Below are 22414 nucleotides of genomic sequence, written 5' to 3'. Positions count from 1 at the left end.
ATCAATTGTTCTGGTAGGCTTGCCTGAAACTTTTAATAGGTATTGCCGTGTCACCGCTATCAGAAATCCGCAAGTATCTTGAGTCCGCTGCGCAGAGTTCCCTGGACGATATCTATGCGATCGATGCGCATAGCCTGCAGTTGGTGGGGGTGCTGGTGGATGGCGCGGAAGCGCAGATTGCCGATCACCCCTTGGACGATTTGCTGCAGGCATTGGGTGAGGCGGAGGTCAGGGAGCTTCTGGATGCGGTGCCGATGGAGCTGGCGATGGTGGATATCAGCCATGAGTTGCATACCATCAACCGATATTTTGGCGAGTTCCGCTTGCTCATGGTGGGACGTGGCAGCGGGCGGGTGCTGTTGGTGATGCGCGACAGCCAGGCTTTCAGCCGGCATATCCTGCACGTGCTGAACGAGGGCGCCAATTTGAGTTCCCTGATTTCGAACGCTCCCGGGGTGGTATACCAGGCGCATATGAGCAAGGATGGCGTCACAGGGTTTCTTTATCTCAGTGATGCTTGCAAGCCATTGCTGGGTGAAGATGCCGAGGTGTTGATTGCCGATCCCGGTATTTTTCTCTCGCTGATCGACGAGGAAGACCGGGGGGTATATGAGAAGAATGTCAGCCAATCCGCCCATAATCTGAGCGTGTTGAACTGGACCGGACGCTTCTGGATGAAGGCATGGCAAGATACCAAGTGGATCAATTTGCGGGCCAGCCCGCGCAAGATGCCTGACGGTACCGTCATGTGGGAGGGCATCATGACGAATATCACGCAGAGCCGGCGCGAGCAGCAGGCGATACGGCAATCGCATGAAAAACTTGCCAGGCTTTCGGCGCAGCTGGCCCAGATCAAGGAGAAGGAGCGTTTGAGAATCGCCCAGGAGGTGCATGACGACCTGGGCGGCAATTTGACGGCCATCCGGCTTGGCCTCTCTTCCATTATCAAGCGGCTGGGGCCCGAGCAGGAAGCCTTGCTTGCCAAGGCCAAGCAACTTGAGGCTATCGTCGACGATACATTTGAAGCCGCGCACCGGATTGCGAGCGACTTGCGGCCTAATGTCCTTGAATTGGGCATCGTGGCTGCCCTGGAGTGGCAGGCTGCCCAGTTCGTGGACAAAATCGGCATACCATGCGAGTTTGTTTGCAATCATGCGGAAGTCGATGTTTCCACCGACCATGCGATCACCTTGTTCCGGATTTGCCAGGAGGCCATGTCCAACATCGCCAAATATGCGAAAGCCAATCATGTCGAGGTGACGCTGGAAGCTTCTCCTGAGGAAATCGTGATGCAGGTCATCGATGACGGCGTGGGCATTGCCCCGGTGGACAGGCTGAAAGCCAATGCATTCGGCATTAGCGGCATGGCGGAACGGGCCGTGGCTCTAGCTGGACAATGCAAGGTGCAAGCCGGCAAGCAAGGGGGTACAATAGTCACTGTTACTTTGCCGTTGCAACCCGTGAATATCGAGGCTGCCGGTTGAATAATAAAAATTAATTTTAATCATTGCGTCGCCGATGCCATCCACTTCTACCATCAAAGTCATTATTGCTGATGATCACGCGATCCTGCGTGAGGGCTTGAAGCAGATTCTTGCTGAAACCGAGGATATAGAAGTGGTCGCCGATGCGAAGAACGCGGCTGAAGCCATCAAGCTTGCAGGTACCAAGGGCGTGGACGTGCTGGTGCTGGATATCTCGCTGCCCGATCGAAGCGGTATCGAGGCATGCAACATCATCAAGAAGGAATATTCCCGCGTGGCCGTCCTGATGCTGTCCATGCACCGGGAGGATGCCTATGCGATCCGGGCCCTGCGCGCAGGCGCTGCCGGGTACTTGAGCAAGCAAAGCGCATCCGACCAGCTGGTGACGGCAATACGCACCGTTGCCAAGGGCAAGAAATACATCAGCGCGGAAGTGGCATTGGCCTTGGCCGACCAAGTGGATGGCGGCCTGGATAAACCTATCCACGATACGCTCTCCAACCGTGAGTTCCAGACGCTGACCATGATCGCGTCGGGTTTGTCCGTGAGCGAAATTGCCGACAATCTTTCGCTTTCCGTCAAAACCGTCAGCATGTACCGGGCACGGCTGCTGGAAAAGCTGAACCTGCGCCATAACGCAGAGCTCACGCACTACGCGATCAAAAATAACCTGATCGATTGATTGAGTAGCTGAAAAACTTTCCCGGCGTCGTTGTCCTGTCTTGTCGTACTTACTGTACTGTCTGCGGCAGAGCGCCTAGCCAGGATCGCTTCGCTGAGTTTTGCTGGCTGCTCCTAGTTTCAAGCGCAGATCTGGCGCTTTTTACCCCGCCTGTTATCCCAATTGCCTTGTCTTGCCGCCCGGTAAGATGTCGTCATGGCTCAAGTATCAGTTTTTTTATTCAGGCAAGTGTTCGTTATTAAGTGCCTGAAAACTTTAGGGTTGAAAATAAAATTTTTTTATATTTTTATTTAACTAGCTGAATTTAATATATTTTTTATTTGATGGACATTGCAGGAAAGAGAGGGCTCTAAAGATTTTTTTAATCAATCCGACATCAGGGGCATGGCATTGCAATCAGATGCTGCTCGAGAGAAAAACAAGTGCAGTAAAGCTCCTAAATTTTCTCCTGAAGCGACCGATAACAGTCTTAACAGTGATGTGATTCAAGGCTGTAAAGCGATACCAAACGCAACAAAGTGTTTGATGGAAATTAACTAAATCGAAGGAGAACCAACATGGCTGCAGTTATCAACACCAACCTGGCTTCGCTGAATGCGCAACGTAACTTGACGACTTCGCAATCCAGTCTGAATTCATCCCTGCAACGCTTGTCTTCCGGCCTGCGCGTCAACAGCGCCAAGGACGACGCTGCCGGCCTTTCCATTGCAACTCGTATGGATGCGCAAGTACGCGGCCAGACAGTGGCAATTCGTAACGCCAACGATGCGATTTCGCTGGCGCAAACTGCTGAAGGCGCACTCGGCAAGATTACCGATGCCTTGCAGCGTATGCGTGAACTGGCTGTGCAGTCCGCCAATGCGACCAACGAGTCCGGCGACCGCGACAACCTGCAAGCTGAATTTAAGCAATTGCAAGATGAAATCACCCGCCTGACTGACGGTACCAAGTTCAATAACAAGGCGTTATTTGCTGGTACTGCTGGTTCATTGACATTCCAGGTAGGTGCCGGTACAGATAGTCAAGATACCATCACTGTAGACGAGATTAATTTGACTTCCGGTAGTTCTAATGCTGCTGGTGTGGCTACTGCGGCTGCAACCGGTATTGCAATCAGTGGTTCGGCCGCTGACAACGCTACTGCGGCAATTACTGCAATTGATACGGCTCTGGATCAGGTCAATACCAGCCGCGCCACCTTGGGTGCCGTGCAAAACCGCTTCGAGTCCGTGATCAGCAGCTTGCAAGTGTCGGTCGAGAACCAATCTGCTGCCAAGTCCCGTATCCTCGATGCTGACTTCGCTGCGGAAACGGCCAACCTGACCCGGGCGCAAATTCTGCAACAGGCGGGTACTGCGATGCTGGCACAAGCCAACTCTGTCCCTAACAATGTGCTGACCCTGTTACGTGGCTAAGCAGGTGGCAGGTTAGTATGAAAGTCCCGCAGTCTTCTTGAATAAGGAAGCTGCGGGTTTTGCTTGAGGAACTCAACATGGCGATCACGAATATAGAAGCATACAGTCAGGCAGGTAGCCTGGCTTCTACAGTACGCAATGCGGGGCCTGCCGTATCCTTGCCGGGTGCTGGATCAAAAGAAGCGGAGCAACAGGCGTCTGTGGCAAGTGATGCCGATGTCCAGTCCGCGGTGGAACAGATCAACGAGTTTATCTCGCCTATCATGCAGTCGATCCAGTTTTCCACAGATGCCGATTCTGGCCGGGTAGTGGTCAAGGTGGTGGATTCCGAGACGCAAAAAGTATTGCGGCAAATCCCGAATGAAGAAGTATTGGCGATTTCAAAAACTCTGGACAAGCTCCAAGGGTTGATCATCAGGCAGACGGCCTGACTTTTAATTTCAAGTATTCAGGGAAGCGAGGTATTGTCATGGCAAGCACTAGCGGGATTTCTGCCAGTACCAATTTTGATATCGATTCGATCGTCAGCAGCTTGATGGCGGTCGAGCAAAAGCCTTTGACATTGCTGAGCCAGCAGAAGACTTCCTACCAATCAAAGATATCTGCCTATGCGACCTTGCAAAGCTCGCTTTCCAGTTTCCAGACGGCGTTAGCCAACCTTTCCACCAGCAGCAAGTTCAATGTGCAGTCTGCCACTTCGGGCGACAGCGCGGTGTTTACCGCAACCTCCAGCGGCAGTGCAACCGTCAGCAATTATGCGATCAAGGTCGGCCAGCTAGCGCAATCCCATAAAGTTGCCACTTCGAATTTTTCCAACACCAGTGCCGCCGTCGGCACGGGCACGATCACGATCGCCCTGGGCACATACGACGAGGCAACCAACACCTTTACCGCCAATCCGGACAAGGCGGCAAAGAGTGTGACCATCTCCGCTTCCAACAACAGCCTGGCGGGCATCCGGGATGCCATCAATGCGGGCGACATGGGAGTGACGGCGACCATTGTCAACGACGGCCAGAGCGGCGGTGGCCGCCTGGTATTGACTTCAAAGGAGTCCGGCGAGGTCAACAGCATCAAGGTGAGTATTGCCGATGCCGATGGCGACAATACGGACGGCGACGGGCTGTCCCGCCTTGCTTACGATCCCGCGGCCGCTTCCGGTACCGGCAAGAACCTGGTTGAATTGCAGGAGGCACGCAACGCCAAGCTCAATATCGACGGCATCGATGTCGAAAGCGCCAGCAATGTCGTGACCGGCGTCTTGAGCGGCATTACGCTGAATTTATTCAAGGCCAGCCCCGATACGGCCGTTTCCTTGAGCGTGACCAAGAACGTGACCGCGATCAAGGACTCGGTCACCGCCTTTGTCAATGCGTTCAATGCAGTGAATACCACGCTGCGCAATCTGACCAAGTTCGACGACAGCACGACGACGGCCGCCGATAGAAAAAACGGCGCATTGCTCGGGGACGCGACAGCGCGCTCGATTTCCTCCCAGATCAAGATGGCGCTCACCAAGTCCGTGGGCGGTACGGATAACTTCAGTTCGCTCAGCCAGATCGGCGTCGCGATACAGCGCGATGGCTCCTTGGCCCTGGATTCCAGCAAGCTGGAAAAAGCCATCGAAACCAACCTGGACGACGTCGCCAAGCTGTTCGCCGCCGTGGGGAGCGCGTCGGATGTCGAGACACGGTTCGTGACCCAGGGAAGCAAGACCCAGCCTGGCAATTACGCTATCAACATCACCCAGGCCGCCACACGCGGCGCATTGACCGGAAGTGCCGCGCCTGACCTGAATATCGTCGCCGGCGTGAACGACACGCTGGCGGTCAAAATCAACGGTTCAAGCTACAACCTCACGCTTGCCGCCGGCAGCTATGCATCGGTGGACGAGCTTGCTCAGCAGCTGCGGACGCAGCTTGCCAATGCCAAGTCCTCTGCTGAGGTGGCTGTCGAAGGCGGGATGCTGAAAATTATTTCACCGGAATACGGCACCGGCTCAACTGTGGAAATCACCGGCGGCACGGCGGCAAGCAGCCTGTTTGGCAGCGATCCGGTCTCCGTCGAGGGGTTGGATGTCGCCGGCACCATCAATGGGGCTGAGGCAACGGGCAAGGGGCAAGTATTGACGAGCACTGCCGTCGGCAATCCGGCAGAGGGCCTGGTGGTCTCGGTACGCGGCACGGCAACAGGTGACAGGGGCAGTATTTCCTTGAGCCTGGGCTATGCCGCGCAACTGAACGAGCTGGTAAAAGGATTCGTCAGCGATACCGGCCTGCTGGCCAGCAGGACCGACGGCCTGCAGGACTCCATCAAGCGCGTGACCAAGCAGGAAGAGGCGATACAGGTCAGGCTGACGGCAGTGGAGGCGCGCTACCGCGCCCAGTTTGTCGCGCTGGACGTGCTGATGACCCAGATGCAGACCACCCAGTCCTATCTCACCCAGCAACTAGCAGCGATTAGTGCTAACAGTTAATTAAGGAGCTTTCATGTTCGGGTTCAACGCAGGTGTCAATGCCTATGCAAAAGTCGGGATAGAAACTGGCGTGGTGGCTGCCAGCCCTACCCGCTTGATCGTCATGTTGTATGAAGGCGCCATTGCCGCGTGCAACCTTGCCATCAAACATATCCGCGAGCAGGATTATGCGAGCAAGAGCGCCGACCTGACCAAGGCTATTTCGATCATAGAAAACGGCTTGCGTGCCAGCCTGGACAGCAAGGCGGGCGGAGAGATCGCCAACAGTCTGGATTCCTTGTACGCCTACATGAGCAAGCGCCTGTATCTCGCCAATAGCCAAAGCGATATTGCGGCAGTGGAAGAGGTGGTAAGATTGCTCAACGAGCTGAACGAGGCTTGGTCTGCCCTGGCGGGCCAATCGCCGGATGCGGCGCCGCGTCAGGACATTCAACAACAAAACCAGCACCAGTTGGAAAAGGCATATTCATGAGCACTCAGCAAACCTTGTCTTTATATGCGGCCGTGGCGGACATTACCGACCAAATGCTGGCGGCCGCCAAGCAGCATGACTGGGAGAAGCTGGCTGTGCTCGAGGCCGAGTGCGCCGCACGTATCAAGCGTGCCGACGAGGATACATGCGACGAGCCACTGCGCGAGCCTGAGCAGAAAATCAAGTTTTCCCATCTCAAGCGCATCCTGGATTCCGACCGTGAAATCCGCAACATCATCGACCCGTGGATGGTGCGTCTTTCCGATATCCTCACCAACAACGCCGCCAACCGGCAGATGTTCGATACCTACAAGCAGTTGATACGGCCCGGCAGATGATTATCAAGCAATCGCCCGACCCTGCCGCCGCTGTCGCCCCGCTTGCCAGGGTCGCGCCGGCGCAGGCAGTCGAGGAGATTGCCAGCAATGTCCAGGACCTTAATTTCCGCATTGCCCAGCTGACCAAGGGTCAGAATTACTTCGGCCAAGTGATGAGCCGCCTGCAACCAGGCGTCTTCCAGGTCAACGTGCAAGGCAACACCTTCAAGATGGAGCTTGGCCAGCAGGCTGCCGTGGGCCAGCAGATGCTGCTGCGCTTCGTTGGCGACAGTCCCGTTCCCACTTTCCGCTTGCTGGGCCAGCAGGCAGGGCAGCTCGAAACCGCAAAACTGTCAGGCACCTTGCTCTCCGCAATGCCGTTGGCGACGCCAGCCGCCGATCACGGCGTGTCGGCCGCGCTCAGCAATGGGGCGCGTATCCTGAGCCAGCAGTTGGCGCAGGCGGCCAGCGGCGAAACTTCCAAGACCTTGACCAGCCAGCAAGTCCTGACCCATGCGCCGCAAAACCCGCGCGTGATGGCGCAGGACATGCAAAGGGCATTGGCCACCTCCGGCCTGTTCTACGAATCACACCTTGAAAAATTCACCGCGGGCAAGCTGCCCTTGGCTCAACTGTTGCAAGAACCGCAGAACCAGCCGCATGCGGCCGCCGAATCGATGATCAACAAGCAGATCGCCGTGCTGGAGAACCAACGCATTCATTGGCAGGGAGAAGTCTGGTCCGGACAAAAAATGGATTGGCAGGTGCAGCTGCATGAAGCGACGGTCAACCCCGACGAGCATGGCGAGAACGCTGATCCCGAGGATAGGCCGGTATCAAGCAATGTACGGCTGGAGCTGCCGAGCCTGGGGGCCATCGCTGCGAACATCACCTTGCATGCAGGGCGCTTGCGCGTGCGTATCGCCGCGGCGGACCAGGCCTCCATCAAGCGCCTGCAGGCCGAGCTGCCGGCACTGGCCACAGCATTGACCAGTCGCGGGCAAGCATTGGATGCCTTGACGGTGGTGCGCGATGAATGATCCCGTATTGCAACAGCAGGCGATCGCGCTTGCTTACGAGTCCGGCGACTTCGCGCCGCGCGTGGTCGCCAAGGGCAAGGGCATCATTGCCGAGCAGATCATTGCCAAGGCCAAGGAACATGACGTATTCGTCCATGAATCCAGGGAGCTGCTGGCGTTGCTGATGCAGGTCGACCTGGATGACCATATCCCGCCAGCCTTGTATCAGGCGATTGCTGAGATACTGGCCTGGCTGTATCGCCTGGAGCATGGCGAGGATGCACCGCCGCCCAAGCCCTTGATTCCATCTGAAATCAGCTAATTGGCTGCATTAGCTGGTATGAAGTGAGGCATTGAACAGGCGCTTACACCTGCATGTTCATGATGTCCTGATAAGCGGATACCAGCCGGTTGCGTACCTGAATGGTGGCTTGCAGCGAGATATTGGCTTTTTGCCCGGCAATCATGACGTCAGACAAGCTGACCCTGTCATCGCCCATCGCAAAGCTTTTGCCTAAATCCTCCGCCTTTACTTGTGCCTGGTTGACCTGGTTGATCGAGGATTTCAGCACCTCCGCAAAGTCAACGCGGTTGGTCGCTTGCGGCTTCTGGGCAATGCCGCTACCGGTAACGCCCTGTACCGACGCCTCAGTACTCGGTTTTTGAGCAGCCGCCTTGAGCTGCGCCAGCATGGCTTCTATCCTGCCCGAGTCTATCGCTGAAGTTTTCATGGAGTTCTCCTGGTCGCTACGGTCCTTGCGGACTTATTTCAACATGGCAGCAGCTTATCACTCGCCAACATGCTTCTTTGATGGGAATAGGGTGGTAAAACCTGGCTTATTTTCCTGATTAAATTTGCAAGCCACTCGTGATAATGGCAACGCAGTGATAAGAGCCGCTCACAAACTCAGCGAAGCGATTTCTGGCTAGGCGCTCTGCCGCAGACAGTACAAACAAACTGGTACGGCAAGGCAGAGTAACAACGCCAGAAGAGGTTTGTGAGCGGCTCTAAGAACCAGTTATCTTGCCATCTCATGGGAGAAGTAATATGGCAGCAGCCAATGAAGCGGCCCTGGCCGCGGACACCACGACCGAAGCACCAGCACCTGGCTCGTTCAACTTCAAGTCGCTCTTGGAGAACAAGCTGCTGCTGGCCTTGGGCGCTGCTGCCGTGATCGCATTGATGGTGGTGTTCTGGCTCTGGAGCCAGAAGCCGGAATACCGCGTGTTGTTCTCCAGCTATTCCGACAAGGACGGCGGCGCGATTGTCGCGGCGCTGGAGCAGATGAACGTGCCGTACAAGATCGCCGAAGGCGGCAGCGCTATTCTGGTGCCTGCGAACAATGTGCATGACATCAGGCTCAAATTGGCTTCGCAAGGCCTGCCCAAGGGCGGCAATATCGGCTTTGAATTGCTGGAGAACCAGAAGTTCGGCGTTTCCCAGTTTGTCGAGCAAGTGAATTTCCAGCGCGGCCTAGAAGGCGAGCTTGAGCGCACCATCCAGTCGATCGGCGCGGTACAGGCGGCACGCATTCACCTGGCCATGCCGAAACCTACCGTATTCACGCGCGACCAGCAGAAGCCCACGGCTTCCGTCATGCTGAACCTGCATCCCGGCCGCGCCCTGGACCAGCGCCAGGTAAGCGCTATCGTGCACCTGGTGGCCAGCAGCGTTCCCGAGCTGCCGACCTCCAACGTGACCGTGGTCGACCAGAATGGCAACCTGCTCTCGGACAACGGCAAGGATGCCGGCGCAAATAACCAGCTTGACCCTACCCAGTTGAAGTACGTGGATGAGCTGCAGCAAAACATTGTGCGCCGCGTCGAGTCCATTATTGCTCCGTTGGTCGGCGCCAAGAACGTGCATGCGGAAGCCAGCGCCGAAGTGGATTTTTCCGTGGTGGAGCAGGCTGCCGAAATCTACAAGCCTAACCAGACCCCAGACAGTGCAGCCATCCGCAGCAGCCAGAGCAATGAGGCGCAAACATTACCAGGCCAAGGGGTCGGCGGCGTGCCCGGCGCGTTGACCAACCAGCCGCCCGCACCCGCCACCGCGCCGATTGTCGCTCCCGGCAACGAGCCCACCACCACGACCAATGCCAATGTGGTGACGACCACGACGACCACGCCGCCTGGTACGACGGTGACCACCCCGATCATGAACTCGGAGCGCAACACCACGACCAATTATGAAGTAGACAAGACCGTCCGCTACCAGCAGCAGCCCATGGGCGGCATCAAGCGCCTGACCGTGGCGGTGGTGGTGAACCATAAGTCGGTCGTGGATGCGCAAGGCAAAGTGACCACGCGGCCGCTGACCGACGACGAGAAGACCCAGATCAGCGACCTTGCCAAGCAGGCCATGGGCTTCAATCAAGAGCGCGGCGACTCGCTGAGCGTGGTCAACAGCTCCTTCATGCCGGATATTGCCGAGGTGTTCCCTGAAGTACCATTGTGGAAGGATCCGGAAAATATCGACATGGCCAAGGAGTGGCTGAAGAACGGCCTGGTGCTGCTGGTGCTATACATGCTGTACCGCCGCTTCCTGCGTCCTTTGCTGCGCAAGCTTTCGCCCGAAGAGGAAAAGAAGGATGAGCTTGCCAAACTGGATGAAGAGGATCAGGATGCAATCGTCAGCCTATCCGACGGCGAAGGCGGCATAACGGGCGCGGGCTTCGAAGAAGGGGAAGCTAGAAGCCCGGCGGAACGGACCTATAAGAAGAACCTGGAAACTGCGCGGAAGCTCGCAAAGGAAAACCCCAAGGTAGTAGCCAGCATTGTGACGAACTGGGTGAACGGCAATGAGTGATAATGGCGTAGTCAAGAGCGCGGTATTGATGCTCGCCCTGGGTGAGGACGAGGCCGCCGAGGTGATGAAGTACCTCGGGCCGCGCGAAGTGCAGAAGCTGGGCACCGCCATGGCGTCGATGAAGTCTATCGGGCACGACCAGGTGGAGGCGGTGTTGACCTCTTTCATGGACGAGGCGGAAAAGAATACGGCGATCGGCCTGGATTCCGACGAATACATTCGCTCGGTGCTCACCAAGGCGTTGGGGGATGACAAAGCTTCGGGCCTGTTGAACCGCATCCTGCAGACGCGCGACTCCAGCGGCATCGAAAGCCTGAAATGGATGGATGCGCAGACGGTGGCCGAGTTCATCAAGAACGAGCACCCGCAGATCATTGCCACTATCCTGGTGCATCTGGAACCGGACCAGGCTGCGGAAATCCTCGGCTATTTCACCGAGCGCCTGCGTCAGGACGCCATGCTGCGGATCGCGACCCTTGACGGCATCAAGCCGACGGCGCTGCGCGAGCTGAACGATGTGCTGACCAAGCTGCTGAGCGGCAACGAAAGCATCAAGAAGCAGCAGATCGGCGGCGTGAAGGCAGCAGCCGAAATCATGAACTACATGAATAGTGAAAATGAAACCAGCCTGATGGACGGGTTCAAGAGTTACGATGGCGAAATGGCGCAGCGCATCATGGACGAAATGTTCGTGTTCGACAACATCATCGATATTGACGACAAGGGCATCCAGATCATGCTGCGCGAGGTGCAGTCCGAAACATTGATCGTGGCGTTGAAGGGCACGACCGACGAGTTGCGGGACAAGATATTCCGCAATATGTCCAGCCGTGCCGCTGAAATGATGAAGGAAGACCTGGAAAGCAAGGGCCCGGTCAGGCTGTCCGAGGTGGAAACCCAACAGAAACAGATCCTGCAGATAGTCCGCAGGCTGGCCGACGAAGGCCAGATCGTCCTGGGCGGCAAGGGTGAGGATGCTTATGTCTAACGTGGTGATTCCCAAAGAGAAGCAGACGGCGTATCAGCGCTGGGAGATGGCTTCTTTTGCCGAAGAGCCAGCGGAGAAAACAATCGCTGCAGCGCCTGTGGCGGCACAAGTTGTCCAGGAAAACGAGGAAGAGAAGAACGCGCGCCTGGAGGCCGAGCTGGAGCAGGCAAGGCGCGAAGGCTACAAGATCGGCTTGCAGCAGGGCTTCGATACCGGTATTGCCGATGCCGCAGCGCAGGTGCAGCAGGACCGCGAGCGTCTGCTGACCGTGCTCGGCAGCATGGAGGAAGCGCTCAAGACGGCGGATGAGGCGATTTCGGAACAACTGCTTGCCTTGGCGCTGGATATCGCCAAGGCGATGGTCAAGGACAGGTTGAGGGTGGACCCTACCGTGATTTTGCCTATTGTGCAGGAATCTATCCATTACTTGCCTACAGTGCAGAAGCCGGCAAGGCTGATTGTGCACCCGGACGATGCGCTGGTCGTGAAAAAATACCTGCAAGAGGATATGGCCGACAGCAACTGGCATATCCATGAAGACAGCAGCCTGGAGCGCGGCGGCTGCATGGTGGAAACGGGCGACAACCAGATCGATGCCAGCAACGGCACGCGTTGGAAGCGCATCTGCGACGCTCTTGCGCAACATAACAACTGGGTAGAGCCGAATGAGTAGCGCGCTGGCCCATCAGCAAGGCTGGAAGGAGTATCTCAATGATTGCAGCGAGATACTGGAGATCGTCGAGTCGTTGGAAGTCTCCGGCCGCATCACCAAGTTGACGGGCCTTGTGATGGAGGCGGTCGGCATCAAGCTGCCGATCGGCAGCGCATGCTACGTGCCCCTTGCGGAAGGCCGCCGTGTCGAGGCCGAGGTTGTCGGCTTCGATGGCGGACGCATGTTGCTGATGCCGCAGAGCGGCGTCGAGGGCGTGACCCCGGGCGCCAAGGTCTTTGCACTGGAAGTGGCGGAGGCATTGCCCAAGCCCAACCAGGCCAAGCACCCGCGCCGCCGCGCGATTGACCGAGCACGGCATCTGCCGGTAGGCGAGGCCTTGCTCGGCCGCGTTGTCGACGCTGCGGGACGCCCCTTGGACGAATTGGGGCCGCTCAACAGTGAAAACAGCGTACCGCTCAACACACGCCCCCTCAATCCCTTGTCGCGTGCGCCGATCGAGGACGTGCTGGATGTCGGCGTGCGCGCGATCAACAGCATGCTGACCGTGGGCCGGGGCCAACGCATGGGTTTGTTCGCCGGTTCAGGTGTGGGCAAGAGCGTACTGCTCGGCATGATGGCGCGCTATACCACGGCGGAAGTCATTGTCGTCGGCTTGATCGGCGAACGTGGCCGCGAGGTGAAGGAGTTCATTGAGCAGATTCTTGGCGCTGAAGGGTTGGCACGTTCCGTCGTGGTGGCCGCACCCGCGGATGTACCGGCGCTCATGAGATTGCAGGGCGCGAGTTACGCCACGGCGATTGCCGAATATTTCCGCAACCAGGGCAAAGACGTATTGCTGATCATGGATTCCCTGACGCGCTATGCGATGGCGCAACGCGAGATCGCCCTGGCGATCGGCGAGCCGCCTGCAACCAAGGGTTATCCGCCTTCGGTATTTGCCAAGCTGCCTGCGTTGGTGGAGCGTGCGGGCAACGGCAGGCCGGGAGAGGGCTCGATCACGGCGTTTTATACCGTGCTGACCGAGGGCGACGACCAGCAGGACCCGATTGCCGATTCCGCGCGCGCGATCCTCGATGGACATATTGTATTGAGCCGCAGCCTGGCCGAGAGCGGACATTATCCTGCCATCGATATAGAGCAGTCGATCAGCCGCGCGATGCATAACATCACCTCGCCTGAACACCAGAAAAACGCACGCAAGCTCAAGCAGCTCAATTCCCGCTACACCCGCAACCAGGACCTGATCAATGTCGGCGCCTATGAAAGCGGGAGCGACCCGGTACTGGACGAGGCCATCATGCGGCATGAGGCGATCGAGGCGTTTCTGCAGCAGGACATCAAGGAGTCCGCAAGCTGGACCGATAGCGTCGATGCGTTGGCCGGCCTGGTCGGAACAGCGGGAGTGCATTAATGAACAAGCCAGAGGGGAAACGGCATGTCTAGCCAGAAAAAGGTGGTATTGAATACGTTGCAGGGGTTGGCGGAGAAGGATGTGGATGTTGCCACAGACCGCCTGGGCGAAGCCAACCGGCAATTGGCCGAGGCGGAAAAAAGCTTGAACCTGCTGATGCAATACCGTGCCGATTATGTCAGCCAGCGCGACCATGCCATGGCGAACGGCATGACGGCGGAAATCTACCAGAACTACCAGAGCTTTCTCGGCAAGCTGTCGCAAGCCATTGTCAGCCAGACCGAGAATGTCGAGCGCTTGCGCCAGGTGCATCACCTGCGCAAGCAGGAGTGGCAGGAGTGCCAGAAGAAGAAAATGTCCTACGACGTGCTGATCGACCGTGCCGACAAGCGTGCAAACGCGATTGAGCTCAAGCGGGACCAGAAAATGATGGATGAACACGCAACGCGTGTGAGCCGCAACCAGACAAGGCAATAAGCAGGAGCTTGACCATGCAGAATATTCCCGTGCCCAACCAGGCGGCGATTCTCAACAATAGCGCGGCCAGCGCTGCCGCCGCCAAGTCGGCAAAGCAGGCGAATGCCGCCAATGACGGCCCGGCGTTCAAGGAGGTGCTTGCCAAGCAGGTGCAAAACGAAACCAGGCAGGCAGCAAGCACGGAGCAAGCATTGCTGCGCCAGCGCCTGCAGTTGCAGCTCAGACTGGGGAACGAAGGGCAGCAAGCCGTGAACCTTGAAAATCCCGAACTGCTTGCGCCCGAACTCATTGCTGGACAAAACCTTGCACCCGAAGAGGTGGTATCCGCCGTCACTGAGGAAGAAGCATTGCAGGGTAAAGATGCGACGGTATTAGTTAACGCGGAAGAAGCGCCTATGCCCACTGACGCTCAGCCGGTGCTGGCCGCGGTCACCCCCGACGTGCAACGCCGGCCTGCCATGGAAGTTGCCGAAGAACCCAATGCACTGGATCTGAAGCGTGAACCCGTGGAGTGGCTTGGCAAGGGCAAGATGGATGATATCGAGCCCGAATGGGACAAGGCTGCCATGCAGGCAACGACAGCATCGACAGCCAAGGCGGCGGCCGGTAACGAACAATCCGCACCGTTTGCTGATGCCTTGGAACAGGTGCAGCAGGCACAGCCCGGCGTGACGGCACCCTTGCCCCAGGCGCAGCAAGCACAGCAGGCGGCTGCGACGATGGATGTGCGCAGCAACCAGGTGCCTACGCCTTTTGGACAGCCTGGCTGGAACCAGGCCATCGGGCAAAAAGTGGTATGGATGGCGGCCGGCGGCGAGCAGACAGCTTCCCTGACGTTGAATCCGCCGGATCTCGGGCCGTTGCAGGTGGTGATCCACGTGCACAACAACCAGGCAGATACCACCTTTCTCTCGGACCAGGCGGATGTGCGCCGGGCACTGGAGGACGGCATGGACAACCTGCGCCAGATGATGAGCGAATCCGGGTTGCAGCTGGGGCAGGCCAATGTGAGGTCCGGGCAACAGGAAGCCCAGCAACAGGCAGCCAGCATGGCCCGCGGCAATGCCGCTAGCCAGGGCGATGAAACCAGCCAGGTATTGACCAAGGCCGCGACGGTGATGGGCTTGGTGGATACTTTTGCATAAGAATATCTAACAAAACTCTCCTGGCGTCGTTGCGCTGCCTTGCCTGCTTGTACCGTCTGTGGCAGAGCGCCTAGCCAGGATCGCTGAGTTTTATGAGCCGCGTTCTAAGCGAGCACCGCCGACAATACGCTTCCGGCCTCGCTGTGCTGCCTATGGCAACGCCCGGAAGCGGTTTTAGCTTTACCAACTGTCCTAGAAGACAACCCCTTAGCCGTCATCCTGGCGTCTATCCATGGATTTGGCGCGATTTCCTCCTTCTATTTCCCGCATGCTATTCTGGCAATTCTTTCATAATATTTCCTAACGGATAGTAAACGGCGAAGGATTGCAGATGGCGCAACAGGCGGCAAAACAAGAGGCGGCGAAAGAGGCTCCGCCAAAAAAATCAAAAAAAGGCCTGATCCTGGCATTGGTCGGGGGCTTTCTGATCCTGGCGCTCGGCGCAGGCGGCGCCTACTGGTATTTCAGCCAGCAACAGTCCGGCAACCACCAGGATAAGCCCAAGGAGGAAAAGGTGGTGACGAAGGAGCCGGTGTTCGTAACGCTGGATACATTCACCGTCAACCTGCAGCCTGACCCCGACGACCAATACCTGCAAGTCGACTTGACGGTGCAGGTGGGCGACCAGGCGCAGGCGGACATCATCAAGATGCACATGCCCAGCGTGCGCAACCGTATCCTGATCCTGTTGAGCAGCAAGAAATCTTCTGAGCTGCTGAACATTGAGGGCAAGAAGGCCCTGACCAACGAAATCATCACCCAGCTTTCGCAGCCGTTTTCACCGGGGGGCAAGCCGCAGGTGGTGAATGATGTGTTCTTTACTTCATTCGTGATCCAGTAATCATCATCAGCACAGACGACCATGGCGGATAATTTTCTCTCCCAGGAAGAAGTCGACGCCCTGCTCAGGGGGGTAACCAACGAGCAGGAAGATGACACGCCTGCCGTTGACCCGGCCGGCGTGCGCAACTACAACCTGGCGACCCAGGAGCGCATTGTCCGCGGGCGCATGCCGACATTGGAAATCATCAATGAACGGTTTGCGCGTCTGCTGCGTATCGGCCTGTTCAATTTCCTGCGCCGCACCACGGAGGTGTCGGTAGGCCCGGTCAAGATTTCCAAGTACAGCGAGTTCATCCGCAACCTGGTGGTGCCGACCAACCTCAACCTGGTGCAGATGAAGCCGTTGCGCGGCACGGCGCTGATGGTGTTCGACCCGACGCTGGTGTTCCTGATCGTGGATAACCTGTTCGGCGGCGACGGGCGCTTCCATACGCGCGTCGAGGGCCGGGACTTCACGCAGACCGAACAGCGCATCATCCAGCGCGTGCTGGCGATCGTGTTCGAGACCTATGCCAAGTCCTGGGAGCCGGTATACAAGCTGGAATTCGAGTATATCCGTTCCGAAATGAACACCCAGTTCGCCAATATTGCCACGCCTAACGAAGTCGTGGTCTCCACCACTTTCAATATCGAGCTGGGTTCTGTCAGCGGCGAGATCCATTTCTGCTTCCCCTATTCGATGATCGAGCCGATCCGCGACGTGCTGACTTCGCCCCTGCAGGGCGAGGCGCTGGGCGTGGACAAGCGCTGGGTGCGCCTCATGACGCAGCAGATACAGAGTGCGGAGGTGATGCTCATCGCCGACTTGGCGAAAGCGGAAATGACGCTGGGGGACATCCTCAACATGAAAGTGGGCGACGTGATCCCGCTGTCGATTTCCGAAGCGGTCGAGGCCAAGGTGGACAACGTGCCGGTCATGCAATGCAAGTATGGTGTCTTCAATGGTCAATATGCATTACGCGTAGAGAAATTGCTGCGATCAAATTCCAGTGAATATGTAAAAGGAGAGGTATCCGATGGCGATTGATCCCAATGACGAGCAGTTGATGGACGACTGGGGCGCCGCCATGGCGGAGCAAAGCCAGGCGGAAGAGGCCGAGGCCTCGGTGCTGCAGGGCGGCAAGGCCGAGCAGGCGCCCGTGTTCACCGAGTTCTCCGCCAAGAACAAACTGCACGAAACCCAGAATGATATCGACTTCATCCTGGATATCCCGGTACAGCTCACCGTGGAGCTCGGCCGCACCAAGATCGCGATCAAGAACCTGCTGCAGCTTGCCCAGGGCTCGGTGGTCGAGTTGGACGGGCTGGCAGGCGAGCCGATGGACGTGCTGGTGAACGGCTGCCTGATCGCCCAGGGCGAGGTCGTCGTGGTGAATGACAAGTTTGGTATCCGGCTGACCGACATCATCACGCCCGCTGAGCGCATTCGTAAAATCAACAAGTAACAGAACCGGTTTCCATGAAGAATACAAAACGCCTGCTGGCATACAGGCTGGCCTTTTCAGCCTTGCTGCTCAGCCCGACAGTGACATGGGCGGCCGCCGAAGAGGTTTCCACCACCGGCAGCCTGTTGCGCATGGTATTGGGCCTGGCATTGGTGCTGGGCGTGATGGTCGGCATTGCCTGGCTGATGAAGCGCATGACGCCAGGGCTCAAGCAGCAATCCGTGGTGCGCATCGTCGGCGGCGTGAGCGTCGGCAGCCGCGAGCGCGTGGTGGTGGTCGAGGTTGCTGGGCGCTGGCTGGTGCTGGGAGTCGCGCCCGGGCAAGTCACCAGCCTCGCTGATCTCGAGCCGGGAGAGGAACTTCCGCTGGCGGGCCCTGCAACCAGCCAGGCGGCAACGCCGTTTTCAGCCTGGCTGAACAAATCCCTGCAAAGAAAGCCCTGAACCGCCATGCCATCACGCTATCTCCACGTTTTACTGTCGTTGGCGCTGCTTGGCCTGCCGTTGCTGGGTCACGCCGCGGAGCCCGGCGGCCTGGGCCTGATCAATAGCCAGCCGGCGGCAGGCGGGGGACAGAATTACTCGTTGAGCATCCAGACCCTGATCCTGCTCACCTCGCTGTCGTTCCTGCCCGCCGCCTTGCTTATGATGACCGGGTTCACCCGCATCATCATCGTGCTGTCATTGTTGCGCCAGGCATTGGGCACGCAGTCATCCCCGCCCAACCAGGTGCTGGTGGGACTGGCATTGTTCCTCACCTTTTTCGTCATGGGGCCGGTATTTGAGCGCATCTATACCGAGGCCTACCAGCCGTTCGACGAAGAGCGCATCAGCATGCAGGAAGCGATGGTCCGCGGTTCCATTCCGCTCAAGGAGTTCATGCTCAAGCAAACGCGCGAATCCGACCTGGCCTTGTTTTTCAAGATGTCGCGTACCGACGCCGTGGCCACCCCTGAGGAAGTGCCCCTGCGCGTGCTGGTGCCGGCCTTTGTGACCAGTGAGTTGAAAACCGCCTTCCAGATCGGCTTTGCGATCTTCATCCCGTTCCTCATCATCGATATGGTGGTGGCCAGCATCCTGATGTCGATGGGGATGATGATGGTATCGCCGGCCATTGTGGCCTTGCCGTTCAAGCTAATGCTATTCGTGCTGGTGGACGGCTGGCAGTTGCTGCTGGGTTCCCTGGCGCAGAGTTTCTATTGAGAGGGCAGAGAAATGAGCATGAGTCCCGAACAAGTCATGACCATGGGGCGCCAGGCGGCGGAAATATTGCTGATGATGGCCGGCCCGATATTGCTGGTGGTATTGGCCATCGGCTTGCTGGTGAGCATTTTCCAGGCCGCGACCCAGATCAATGAAACCACGCTGACCTTTATCCCGAAGCTGCTGGGCGTCTTTGCCACCTTGCTGATTGCCGGGCCCTGGATGCTGTCGGTGTTTACGGATTACCTGAGGACGGTATTCACGAGCATTCCCACCCTGGCGGGGTGAGTGATTCCTCATGGTGACGATCCCCAGCGAGTTCCTGCAGGTGTGGGTGGCGACCCTGATGTGGCCGCTTACGCGCATACTCGCCTTTATCGCAATCGCTCCGCTGTTCAACCACCGCGCGCTGCCGAACAATATCAAGCTGGGATTCGGCTTGGTACTGACAGTGGCGGTGATCCCCGCGATTCCCGATATCCCGCCGGTATCGGTGTTTTCCATGAACGGTTTGCTGATCCTGTTCCAGCAAGTCCTCATTGGCGCGGCAATGGGCTTCAGCCTGCGCATTATTTTCTCGGCGGTGGAGCTGGCAGGGCATGCCGCGGGGATGACCATGGGGCTCGGGTTCGCCATGTTCTACGATCCGCAGACCCAGGGGCAGAGCACCGCGATCGGGCAGTTCCTAGTGGTGCTGTCCATGCTGATCTTCCTGAGCATCAACGGCCACCTGGTCGTGATTTCCACGCTGGCCGAGAGTTTTTCCAGCTTTCCCATCACCGCGGAGCCGAATTTCGGCCTCAATCCCTATAAAATCGCCCTGTGGGGAGGCAAGATATTCAATGCCGGCCTGTTGATCTCGTTGCCCATCATCACGGCACTGCTGCTGGCGAACCTGGCGCTCGGCGTATTGACGCGGGCCGCGCCGCAACTCAACCTCTTCGGTATCGGTTTCCCGATTACAATATCGTTGGGATTCCTGTTGCTGATGCTGGCATTGCCCTACATGATGCAGCCTGTGCAGAAGCTGATGCACGAGAGCATGAGCTTCATGCAGGAGATAGCGCGTCCTGTTGCCAAGGCGCCACGGGAATAATCAAAGCGGCTCGCAGAACATTTCATCGCTTCGCGCCATCAAGTTTTGCCTTTATTGGCCGCTTTAAATAGAACGTCATCTGGAAATTTTGATTGTATGGAACAAGATCAGGCATATATCGGCCGTCAACCCATCATGAACCCGTCGCAGGAGATCGTAGCTTACGAGCTGTTCTTCCGCCATAGCGCCGAGGCGACGACCGCGGTATACGAAAACAGCCTGCAGGCCTGCAACCGCGTGCTGATGAACACCATCAACGACATGGGAACCCAATGGCTGCTGGGCGACAAGCTGGCCTTCCTCAACATCAGCGAGGAAATGCTGCACAGTGAGCTCCTGGAGCTATTGCCTCCGGCAAAGGCCGTGCTCGAGCTGGAGTCATTGGTGGCGCCGAGCAATGCAGTGCTGGAGCGCTGCCAGTTCCTGCGCCAGCGCGGCTACCGGATCGCGCTCAAGGACAAGGGCGAGTCGTTGGTGGGCTCGGCGCTGATCGATTATGCCGATTACGTCAAGATCGATATCCTCGCCTATACCATGGACGAAGTGGCGCGGCGCTTCCTGGAATACCAGATTCTCGGCGTCACGGTGGTGGCGGAGAGGGTCGAGCATCACAACCAGTATGAGGCTTGCCACCATATTGGCTTCCACCTGATCCAGGGCTTCTATTTCGCCCATACCGAGACCTTCACCGCCAAGGTGATCAATCCTGCGTTTTCCGCCGTGCTGGACCTGCTGAACATGATCAGCCGCGATGCCGACATGCCCGATATCGAGAACGGCTTCAAGCGTGATGCCGCACTGTCGTTCAAGCTGCTGCGCTATATCAACTCCGTCGGGTTCGGCTTGTCCTGCGAAATACAATCGCTGCGCCATGCGCTCACGATTATCGGCACCAAGCAGTTGTATCGCTGGCTGACCTTGCTGATGGTGACGGCAGGAGAAAACTCCGCCGCGCCGGCGCTGATGAAAACCTCGATCACGCGCGGCCGGCTGACCGAACTCCTCGGGGAGGGCTATTTCGACAAGACCGGGCGCGACAACCTGTTTGTGACCGGCGTGTTCTCCATGCTCGACCTGATGCTGGAAATGCCGATGGAAAAGGTGCTGGAAAAGATAGACCTGCCAGATGCCATCCAGGATGCCTTGCTGCGCCGACAGGGCGTCTACGGGCCGTTCCTGCAACTGGCGGAGGCATGCGAGAACCAGGACAACAGCCGCATCATTGCCCTGGCGGAAAGTCTGCAGCTTGACCCGAACAAGGTCAATGACTCGCATATCGCGGCCCTGGCATGGGTGGAGGCGCTGGGGGTATAGCATCTTCTAGTCTGCGGAGCAAACAAAAATCCGGAGTGTTCCTCCGGCTTTTTGTTTGAAAATGGCTGGTGCCGTTGGTCAGTCCCGGCTCGACTTGGCGCGGCTAACAAAACCCAGCGAAGCGGTTCTGGCTAGGCGCTCTGCCGCAGGCGGTACAAGTAGTAGGACAAGGCACGGCAACAACGCTATGAGAATGTTGTTGGCCGCGCTTGGGATCATCTAGATCAAGTTGAACAGGGAAAGGCTGGTGGTGGCAACGAAAGCCTTCTGCGCGGCCTCGAGCACAGTCTGCTGCTTGGCCAGGTCGGACAATGCCTTGGCATAATCGAGATCCTGCAATTCCGATAGCGACTTGGCATATTGCAGCTCGCGGCTGTCGCCGTCGCTATTGAGCGCCGTGATTTCCTTGAGGGCAGAACCATTGCGGGCCCGCACGGTGAGCACATTGTCCAGCGTGCCTTGCAAGGCGTTGCTGGCCGCCGCCAGCCCGTCCTGCAACGCCTGGGCGTCGGCCGGGCTGCTTACCGGGGTCTGCAGCAAGTCGGTAATGGTCGCCAATGCGGCAAATATGTCGTTGCCGTTCGCCTGGAATACATTGGGGCCGTTGTCGGCAACCGGCAGTTGGCGGGTATTGGATACCTGCAATTGGCGGACCTGGTTGTCGCCGTTGTAGGTGGCGCCTGCCGCATTGAGCGTGTAGGGCACGGTGTCCGTGCTGTAGCCGGCATACAGGTAGTTGCCGCTGCCGTCCTGGGCGTTGGCCAGGCCGACCAGCGCTTCGAGATCGTTTTTCAGGTCAATGGCGATATAGCTGCGCTGGGTGTCGTCATAGGAGGCGTTGCCTGCCTCGGTGAGCCTGGCCTTGGCTGCAATCAGCAGGTCCGTGACACTTTGCAGGTTGCCTTCTATCGCGTTCATGCCGTTTTCGGCGAACATGCGGTTGCGCTCGAATTGCGTGTTGACGCGTTGCGCGTTTTGCAATTCCAGCGCGCGTGCGGCGCCTACAGGGTCATCGGCAGGGGTCAGGATGCGCTTCTTGCTCGAAATCTGCTGCATGAGGCGGTCTTGCTCAACCTGCAGCTGCGAGAGTCTGTTCAGGCCATTCTGGTATAGGGTGTTGGTGCTGATACGCATGACACGTTCCTC

25 protein-coding genes are annotated in these 22414 nt (G+C 57.8%); 23 read left to right on the top strand and 2 right to left on the bottom strand.

Annotation, left to right across the window (positions count from 1 at the left end):
* The first annotated feature begins 47 nt into the window (after positions 1 to 47).
* The 9 genes from ACW4YW_RS10260 (at position 48) to ACW4YW_RS10220 (ending at position 8187) form a co-directional block, all read left to right on the top strand.
* Positions 48 to 1484 carry an ATP-binding protein gene (locus ACW4YW_RS10260; protein ID WP_457137441.1) on the top strand — a complete coding sequence of 479 codons (1437 nt, stop codon included), beginning with the start codon at positions 48 to 50 and terminating at the stop codon, positions 1482 to 1484.
* A gap of 34 nt (positions 1485 to 1518) precedes the next feature.
* Positions 1519 to 2166, top strand: a complete 648-nt coding sequence (locus ACW4YW_RS10255) for a response regulator (protein ID WP_457137440.1) — start codon at positions 1519 to 1521, stop codon at positions 2164 to 2166.
* A gap of 557 nt (positions 2167 to 2723) precedes the next feature.
* Entirely contained in the window at positions 2724 to 3581 is an 858-nt protein-coding gene (locus ACW4YW_RS10250) for a flagellin domain-containing protein (protein ID WP_457137439.1), read from the top strand.
* A gap of 77 nt (positions 3582 to 3658) precedes the next feature.
* Positions 3659 to 4012, top strand: coding sequence for a flagellar protein FlaG (locus ACW4YW_RS10245; RefSeq protein WP_407993887.1), 354 nt, complete (start codon positions 3659 to 3661; stop codon positions 4010 to 4012).
* A 38-nt stretch (positions 4013 to 4050) separates the two neighbouring features.
* Entirely contained in the window at positions 4051 to 6057 is a 2007-nt protein-coding gene (fliD, locus tag ACW4YW_RS10240) for a flagellar filament capping protein FliD (protein WP_457137438.1), read from the top strand.
* Between the two features lie 13 nt (positions 6058 to 6070).
* Positions 6071 to 6529, top strand: coding sequence for a flagellar export chaperone FliS (gene fliS, locus ACW4YW_RS10235; RefSeq protein WP_457137437.1), 459 nt, complete (start codon positions 6071 to 6073; stop codon positions 6527 to 6529).
* Positions 6526 to 6867 (top strand): flagellar protein FliT, encoded by a 342-nt coding sequence (locus ACW4YW_RS10230; protein ID WP_407993884.1) that lies wholly within the window; start codon positions 6526 to 6528, stop codon positions 6865 to 6867. The genes fliS and ACW4YW_RS10230 overlap by 4 nt, the downstream gene beginning before the upstream one ends.
* The gene (gene fliK, locus ACW4YW_RS10225) at positions 6864 to 7886 is read left to right on the top strand and encodes a flagellar hook-length control protein FliK (protein ID WP_457137436.1); all 1023 of its coding nucleotides are present in this window, start codon (positions 6864 to 6866) and stop codon (positions 7884 to 7886) included. Before ACW4YW_RS10230 ends, fliK begins: the two co-directional genes overlap by 4 nt.
* On the top strand, positions 7879 to 8187 hold the full coding sequence (locus tag ACW4YW_RS10220; protein ID WP_309566567.1) for an EscU/YscU/HrcU family type III secretion system export apparatus switch protein: 309 nt from the start codon (positions 7879 to 7881) through the stop codon (positions 8185 to 8187). Before fliK ends, ACW4YW_RS10220 begins: the two co-directional genes overlap by 8 nt.
* A 43-nt stretch (positions 8188 to 8230) precedes the next feature.
* Here the strand turns inward: ACW4YW_RS10220 and fliE are convergent, their stop codons facing one another.
* Positions 8231 to 8596: a flagellar hook-basal body complex protein FliE gene (gene fliE, locus ACW4YW_RS10215; RefSeq protein WP_457137435.1), complete on the bottom strand. Its 366-nt coding sequence runs from the start codon at positions 8594 to 8596 to the stop codon at positions 8231 to 8233.
* A 317-nt stretch (positions 8597 to 8913) separates the two neighbouring features.
* Here fliE and fliF point away from each other — a divergent pair, with 317 nt between their 5' ends.
* The 14 genes from fliF to ACW4YW_RS10145 all read left to right on the top strand — a co-directional run bounded on the left by fliF (position 8914) and on the right by ACW4YW_RS10145 (position 21268).
* Positions 8914 to 10674 (top strand): flagellar basal-body MS-ring/collar protein FliF, encoded by a 1761-nt coding sequence (gene fliF, locus ACW4YW_RS10210; RefSeq protein ID WP_457137434.1) that lies wholly within the window; start codon positions 8914 to 8916, stop codon positions 10672 to 10674.
* The gene (fliG, locus tag ACW4YW_RS10205; RefSeq protein ID WP_457137433.1) at positions 10667 to 11662 is read left to right on the top strand and encodes a flagellar motor switch protein FliG; all 996 of its coding nucleotides are present in this window, start codon (positions 10667 to 10669) and stop codon (positions 11660 to 11662) included. Before fliF ends, fliG begins: the two co-directional genes overlap by 8 nt.
* Complete coding sequence (locus ACW4YW_RS10200; protein ID WP_457137432.1) at positions 11655 to 12335, top strand: flagellar assembly protein FliH; 681 nt, start codon at positions 11655 to 11657, stop codon at positions 12333 to 12335. Before fliG ends, ACW4YW_RS10200 begins: the two co-directional genes overlap by 8 nt.
* Positions 12328 to 13746, top strand: a complete 1419-nt coding sequence (fliI, locus tag ACW4YW_RS10195) for a flagellar protein export ATPase FliI (RefSeq protein ID WP_457137431.1) — start codon at positions 12328 to 12330, stop codon at positions 13744 to 13746. The genes ACW4YW_RS10200 and fliI overlap by 8 nt, the downstream gene beginning before the upstream one ends.
* A 24-nt stretch (positions 13747 to 13770) precedes the next feature.
* On the top strand, positions 13771 to 14223 hold the full coding sequence (gene fliJ, locus ACW4YW_RS10190; protein ID WP_457137430.1) for a flagellar export protein FliJ: 453 nt from the start codon (positions 13771 to 13773) through the stop codon (positions 14221 to 14223).
* Between the two features lie 14 nt (positions 14224 to 14237).
* Entirely contained in the window at positions 14238 to 15368 is a 1131-nt protein-coding gene (locus tag ACW4YW_RS10185; RefSeq protein ID WP_457137429.1) for a flagellar hook-length control protein FliK, read from the top strand.
* A 331-nt stretch (positions 15369 to 15699) separates the two neighbouring features.
* On the top strand, positions 15700 to 16209 hold the full coding sequence (fliL, locus tag ACW4YW_RS10180; RefSeq protein WP_457137428.1) for a flagellar basal body-associated protein FliL: 510 nt from the start codon (positions 15700 to 15702) through the stop codon (positions 16207 to 16209).
* Between the two features lie 21 nt (positions 16210 to 16230).
* On the top strand, positions 16231 to 17238 hold the full coding sequence (gene fliM, locus ACW4YW_RS10175) for a flagellar motor switch protein FliM (protein ID WP_457137427.1): 1008 nt from the start codon (positions 16231 to 16233) through the stop codon (positions 17236 to 17238).
* The gene (fliN, locus tag ACW4YW_RS10170) at positions 17228 to 17656 is read left to right on the top strand and encodes a flagellar motor switch protein FliN (protein ID WP_457137426.1); all 429 of its coding nucleotides are present in this window, start codon (positions 17228 to 17230) and stop codon (positions 17654 to 17656) included. Before fliM ends, fliN begins: the two co-directional genes overlap by 11 nt.
* A gap of 14 nt (positions 17657 to 17670) precedes the next feature.
* Complete coding sequence (fliO, locus tag ACW4YW_RS10165) at positions 17671 to 18099, top strand: flagellar biosynthetic protein FliO (protein ID WP_457137425.1); 429 nt, start codon at positions 17671 to 17673, stop codon at positions 18097 to 18099.
* Between the two features lie 6 nt (positions 18100 to 18105).
* Positions 18106 to 18858 (top strand): flagellar type III secretion system pore protein FliP, encoded by a 753-nt coding sequence (gene fliP / locus ACW4YW_RS10160; RefSeq protein ID WP_457137424.1) that lies wholly within the window; start codon positions 18106 to 18108, stop codon positions 18856 to 18858.
* Positions 18859 to 18876: 18 nt separating this feature from the next.
* Positions 18877 to 19146, top strand: coding sequence for a flagellar biosynthesis protein FliQ (fliQ, locus tag ACW4YW_RS10155; RefSeq protein ID WP_457137423.1), 270 nt, complete (start codon positions 18877 to 18879; stop codon positions 19144 to 19146).
* Positions 19147 to 19156: 10 nt separating this feature from the next.
* Entirely contained in the window at positions 19157 to 19954 is a 798-nt protein-coding gene (gene fliR / locus ACW4YW_RS10150; protein ID WP_457137422.1) for a flagellar biosynthetic protein FliR, read from the top strand.
* Between the two features lie 96 nt (positions 19955 to 20050).
* On the top strand, positions 20051 to 21268 hold the full coding sequence (locus ACW4YW_RS10145) for an EAL and HDOD domain-containing protein (RefSeq protein ID WP_457137421.1): 1218 nt from the start codon (positions 20051 to 20053) through the stop codon (positions 21266 to 21268).
* 219 nt (positions 21269 to 21487) lie between these two features.
* Here ACW4YW_RS10145 and flgL read toward each other — a convergent pair whose 3' ends face one another.
* Positions 21488 to 22402: a flagellar hook-associated protein FlgL gene (flgL, locus tag ACW4YW_RS10140; RefSeq protein WP_457137420.1), complete on the bottom strand. Its 915-nt coding sequence runs from the start codon at positions 22400 to 22402 to the stop codon at positions 21488 to 21490.
* Positions 22403 to 22414: the final 12 nt, after the last annotated feature.

This window comes from Methylobacillus pratensis (genome assembly GCF_054072455.1).
This window is presented reverse-complemented; position numbering and strand designations above follow the sequence as displayed.